The organism is Streptomyces sp. NPDC048275, from assembly GCF_040652275.1.
Taxonomy (GTDB): domain Bacteria; phylum Actinomycetota; class Actinomycetes; order Streptomycetales; family Streptomycetaceae; genus Streptomyces.
The window spans coordinates 1-4,761 of sequence record NZ_JBEZLR010000207.1 but is presented as its reverse complement, the minus strand read 5'-3'; the positions used below and the strand labels follow the sequence as shown (position 1 = coordinate 4,761).

The following is a 4,761-nucleotide window of genomic DNA, read 5'->3' as shown; positions in this document are numbered from 1 at the left end:
GCGCATCGGACCGGACCAATCGAGACGGGGATCAGTTCGGCCCGAGATCTGGCACGGGGCCAGCAAGATCACGATCTACAGCTGGAGTACTAGGCACCCACCGACGCGCCGTCGCCCCCGGAAGTCAGGGGCTCGCCGGCCTGCCTGGCGGTCAGCACGAAGCCCAATGGACGGCACAACACCCCGGTGAGGTCATGCTCCTATGCGGTCCACGCGTTCAGGCCGCCAAGCGCCAAGGGGAAGCCGGCGGATCGGAGAACGGCATTCGGCAGGTGGGACTCCTTGGGGCGGATCGGCTAGTACTGAGCCGGTGCACGAGTTCCGGAGTCCAACGAGCCGCGACATCGGGCTCTGCGTTGGGTCGGCTCACGCACGCCACGTTGCGCTGCAGGGGGCACCATTTCGCGCCCTCCAGTGGCCGCCCGCCGGGGGACGGGCGGACCCGCCCGGCTGGTGTTTGCACAGGTCAGAAAGGCACCCCTCCGAAATCTCAGGAGGTCTTGGGACTTCGAGCGGGGAGAGGACAGCAGCCGCCGGGAGCGGCCGTGCGTGAGGTGGTGATGCTGATTCGTTTGCCCTAAGAACTCGTAACACGATCTTGCTGGCGTGCAGCGGCTAGTCGGGGGCGTTGTTGAATAGGGTGCCGCTGCCGGTGCCAAGATTCACAGGCTTCGCCGGAGTCATGCCGGGATGAAGCTCGGCCACCAAGGTGGGTCGTTACCCGGGCACAACGGGGCGGGGTAGGAGTCCGGCATGCCGAGCCATGTGACAAGGAACCAGGTGAACCACAGGGTGAAGATGAGCCCTGCAGTAAGGGCTGTCCTGCGATGACGTCTTCCGAGGGTGCTGTGCAAGATCACCCACGACACCGCAGCGGCGATCCATACGAGAGCAGGGCTTCGGCGTAGTCGGCGGGCGTCCGTTTCGTGACCACTTGCGGTGAAGGGAGCGCGAGCGGACGGTTCCTGTCTCATGTCCATGGCGCCTCGGTGGCCTGCGTCTCCGCGCACCGTCGGGCGGAGCCAGCCGACGGTGCCGGGGGATGATCCCCTGCGTGGCTGAAGAGACAGGTGCAGATGCGGACGACGCTCGTGCATGGGATGAGCGGCTGGGCTGGGCGTTCGGGCTGATAGCAGATGATCCGGCTGCGAGGAGTGCGGCACGCGCTGGCCGTCGTCCTCGACCTGACCGCGTGCGCGGTGGCGGACCGACAGCGCACCCCGCGCTATGGCGACCTGGCGCAACCTCGCGGTCGGCGCCCTGCGACTGAACGGCGCGAAGAACATCGCCTCCGGCCGTCGCCGCAATGCGCGTGACGCCCGCCGACCCCTCACGCTCCTCGGCCTCGCCTGAGCACGAAGTGGACGTCACTCGACGACGCCGAAGCCCTGAGGGCTGTCGCAGAATAACTTCAGGCTTTGATCTTGGTCAGGCGGGCTGTCTCGCGAGGTCATCGAGTGGAACGGCGCTTCGGCGTTCGTGAGTTATTTTCCGACGGCTCCCTGGGCCGCTCAGAGGTCGACCGGGTCCGGCGCATGCGTTCTCGGCGTTCTCTCAGGCCGAGACCGAGAGGTAACGCCGCCTCAGATGGTCGGGGTGTCGTCAACAATCGGCCTGTGAATCTCAACGACCGGCTTCCACCCCGCGGAGAACTCGATGAAGTCCGCACGGGTGGGGTAGGTGTCGATCGCGCGACGGTCACGCTTGAGGCTGTCGCTCCCCTTGCGCCCCCGGGGAATCTGCTCCTCGAAGATGTCGACCTTCACGTCGGGAACCTCCTTGAGGCCCTGGCGCCAGATCTGCACGATGTCGGCGCCGAACGCCTGCCGGGCCGCAGCGTAAAGGGCCGTGAGGGCCCCCTTGTCCCCACCAGGGACGAAAAGTGCCAGGTCCAGCACGACACCGGCGGACTGGAGGACCTCGATGGTCACTGAGCCGTTCTCGTCGGCCAAGTAGATTCCGGCTTCATTCTCGTCGTCGGGAAGGCAGGAGACCTCTTCCTGGAATACGGTTCTCGCCGTGATCGAGCCGCCCTCGAAATCCTCACCGGACTTGGTCAGAAATGCAGGGACATAGCAGTCGGGAAGCTTGAGTTCTGCCGTGTCGGCGGAAACGAAGAGCCTGTCCTTCACGCCGAGCTTCGTCACCTCTTCCAGCGAGAGGCGGCGAGCGGCGATCTTCTCCGTGTTCACGATTTCCCTTTCAGGTTGCACTGTCCCTCCGAACAAGGACGCTACCACGAAAACCTGAGGTCAACTGCCCAGTAATCTTTGGGTAAATGGCCTCCGATGACCTGCACGGGAGGATACCGAAGCGAGTGCCACTCGGTCGGGAACACGCATCCGCCAGGTAGTGTCCCTCGTCATGGTTTTGGGGATCAACTGGCGGTTGCATTTCGGTGCGTTGGGTAGCGCGGAGGAACTAAAAGAGAGTTTACGGTAGATATCACCCATATCACCTTCGGGGAGGTGGCGGCGAGGTAAGGCGTTCCATTCGTCGTGCATCTCGAAGAGCGCATCGGAAACAGAGCGGATGGTCCGACAACGCAACAACGGAGACCCCCACCGGCAACATCTGGATGGAGCGCGAACCGGAAGTCGCGTACTACCGCGCCCTCTTCGGTCAGGACTTCGGCGTAGTCGGCTGACGCCCGTTGCTGACGTCTCGTCATGTTGGGCGGGGTTCGGTACACAGTAGGCACGGACGTCCGCGATCATGGAGTTCTCTACGCTCTGTGACCTTGGACTGCCCGTGCCTGCCGACGCATCATCTCTGATCTCCCCTGCCTTTGAACAGATCAGACCGCATCCGGAAGTGTCCGGGAGCGATCTTCCGGATCTGCTGGAACGCCTCGCGCAGGTCCCGGACCCGCGGGATCCGCGGGGAGTACGGCACCCTCTCGTGACGCTCCTGGCACTGACGGCCTGCGCGGTCCTCGCCGGAGCGCGATCCCTGCTCGCGGTGAGTGAATGGGTGGCCGACGCACCGCCGGCCCTGCTCGGACGGCTCGGCACGGCCGTCGACCCGCTGGTCCCGAAATGGTCCTGGCCCGCGGAATCCACGATCCGGCGACTGCTCGCCAGAATCGACGCGGACGCTCTGGACCGGGCGGTCGGAGCCTGGCTCGCGGACCGGCAGACCAGGGGACAAGGGCTGCGAGGGCTCGCGGTCGACGGGAAGTCGCTGCGGGGTGCGGCCCGCGCGAAGGGACGGAAGATCCACCTCCTGGCCGCCTGCGACCACGTGAACGCACTGGTCCTGGCCCAGATGGACGTCGGTGAGAAGAGCAACGAGATCACCCGCTTCCGGCCTCTGCTCGACACCCTCGAGGATCTGGCCGGCACAGTCGTCACCAGCGACGCGATGCACACCCAGCATGACCACGCCGTCTACCTGCTCGACCGGCAGGCCCACTACATCGTGATCGCCAAGCGCAACACGAAGAAGCTCCGTCGGCAGCTCAAGTCCCTTCCCTGGACGCAGATCCCACTGCAGGACAGGACCCGTGCGACCGGTCACGGCCGCCAGGAGATCCGCCGGCTGAAGGTGTGCACGGTCAACAACCTGCTCTTCCCCGGCGCCCGCCAGGCCGTCCAGATCGTCCGCCGTCGCGTCCACCGCAAGACCGGGAAGATCAGCCTCAAGACCGTCTACGCTGTCACCAGCCTCACCGCCGAGCAAGCCGGCCCGGCTCAGCTCGCCCGACTGATCCGAGGGCCCTGGACCGTCGAGGCCCTGCACCACGTCAGGGACGTCACCTTCGCCGAGGACGCCTCCCAGCTGCGGACCGGAAACACCCCCAGAGCGATGGCCACCTGCAGAAACCTCGCGATCGGAGCTCTCCGCCTGACCGGCGCCCGCAACATCGCCTCCGGCCTCCGACGGGCAGCCCGAGACCAAACCCGGCCCCTTGCCCTTCTCGGCCTCACATGATCAAAACGGACACATCAAACTACGCCGAAGCCCTGCATATGAGAGGCGCAAGAAACAGCAAAGTCATGCCATTGGTTACGCCGTTGCCGATGTCACAAGCAGCCCATGCATTCCCAATCGCAGCAGTGGACACCACTGCGGTCAGTCCACCGAAGAGGACCCCAAAGCCAGTTCCTCTCAACCAGCGGCTCGGAGGACTCGACGGCTCTGCTCCCACGATCATCTCCCCTCCTCGCCGTAGATGCGGAGAGTACCAACGTTCTGAAGCAGCCTGCTGGTGTCCTGGCCTGCCCTGACACCGGTCAGTCGTTCTTGGGCTTCCGAAGCCGTCGCCAGCAGATGAGGCTGCAGGCGAGGGAGACGAAGGCGTCGTGAAGTTCGGTGCGGCGTTCCCATCGCACGGCAAGGCGTTTGAAGTGGTGGAGCAGGGCGAAAGTCTGCTCGACGACGTAGCGGAGCTTGCCCATGCCCTTGATGTTCGGCGATCCCTTGCGGGAGATGACAGGCAAGATCCGTCGGCGACGCAACTCGTCGCGGTGGGCGTTGGAGTCGTAGCCCTTGTCACCGAGCAGAGCTTCGGGCCTGCGGCGGGGCCGTGGTCGTGGTAGGTGCCTCCCTTGCCGTCGCTGCACCCGTACTCGCAGGCCGTAATGGGCCGCAGGCCGGTGGGGTCGGACTTGGTGACGGGGGTGTTGTTGGCGTAGGCGTAGCCGTTGAGGGACTCGTGGTCCTCAGTGGGCGGTTCGTAAGGCGATGTCCTTTTCTGGCTGAGGTGGGAGCAAGGCCGCTGGTGGAGGTTGTGTCGGCTATTGCTTCCTGGCGAAGTTG

General features: G+C 65.1%; 4 protein-coding genes. 2 read left to right on the top strand and 2 right to left on the bottom strand.

Annotation, left to right across the window (positions count from 1 at the left end; all coding sequences use genetic code 11):
- Nucleotides 1-1,227 precede the first annotated feature (1,227 nt).
- On the top strand, nt 1,228-1,353 hold the full coding sequence (locus AB0D57_RS47160) for a hypothetical protein (RefSeq protein ID WP_258572997.1): 126 nt from the start codon (nt 1,228-1,230) through the stop codon (nt 1,351-1,353).
- Between the two features lie 230 nt (nt 1,354-1,583).
- Here the strand turns inward: AB0D57_RS47160 and AB0D57_RS47155 are convergent, their stop codons facing one another.
- Nucleotides 1,584-2,192: a hypothetical protein gene (locus AB0D57_RS47155; RefSeq protein WP_362088681.1), complete on the bottom strand. Its 609-nt coding sequence runs from the start codon at nt 2,190-2,192 to the stop codon at nt 1,584-1,586.
- A 523-nt stretch (nt 2,193-2,715) separates the two neighbouring features.
- On the opposite strand from AB0D57_RS47155, the gene AB0D57_RS47150 reads away from it, so the two are divergent.
- Nucleotides 2,716-3,933 carry an ISAs1 family transposase gene (locus AB0D57_RS47150; RefSeq protein ID WP_362088680.1) on the top strand — a complete coding sequence of 406 codons (1,218 nt, stop codon included), beginning with the start codon at nt 2,716-2,718 and terminating at the stop codon, nt 3,931-3,933.
- A 302-nt stretch (nt 3,934-4,235) separates the two neighbouring features.
- On the opposite strand, the gene AB0D57_RS47145 is transcribed toward AB0D57_RS47150, so the two are convergent.
- Nucleotides 4,236-4,565 (bottom strand): transposase, encoded by a 330-nt coding sequence (locus tag AB0D57_RS47145; protein ID WP_362088679.1) that lies wholly within the window; start codon nt 4,563-4,565, stop codon nt 4,236-4,238.
- Nucleotides 4,566-4,761: the final 196 nt, after the last annotated feature.

Bases quoted from the DNA above. Each gene is read 5' to 3' on its own strand.
- AB0D57_RS47160 (WP_258572997.1), top strand. From the start codon at position 1,228: ATGGCGACCTGGCGCAACCTCGCGGTCGGCGCCCTGCGACTGAACGGC.
- AB0D57_RS47150 (WP_362088680.1), top strand. From the start codon at position 2,716: ATGGAGTTCTCTACGCTCTGTGACCTTGGACTGCCCGTGCCTGCCGAC.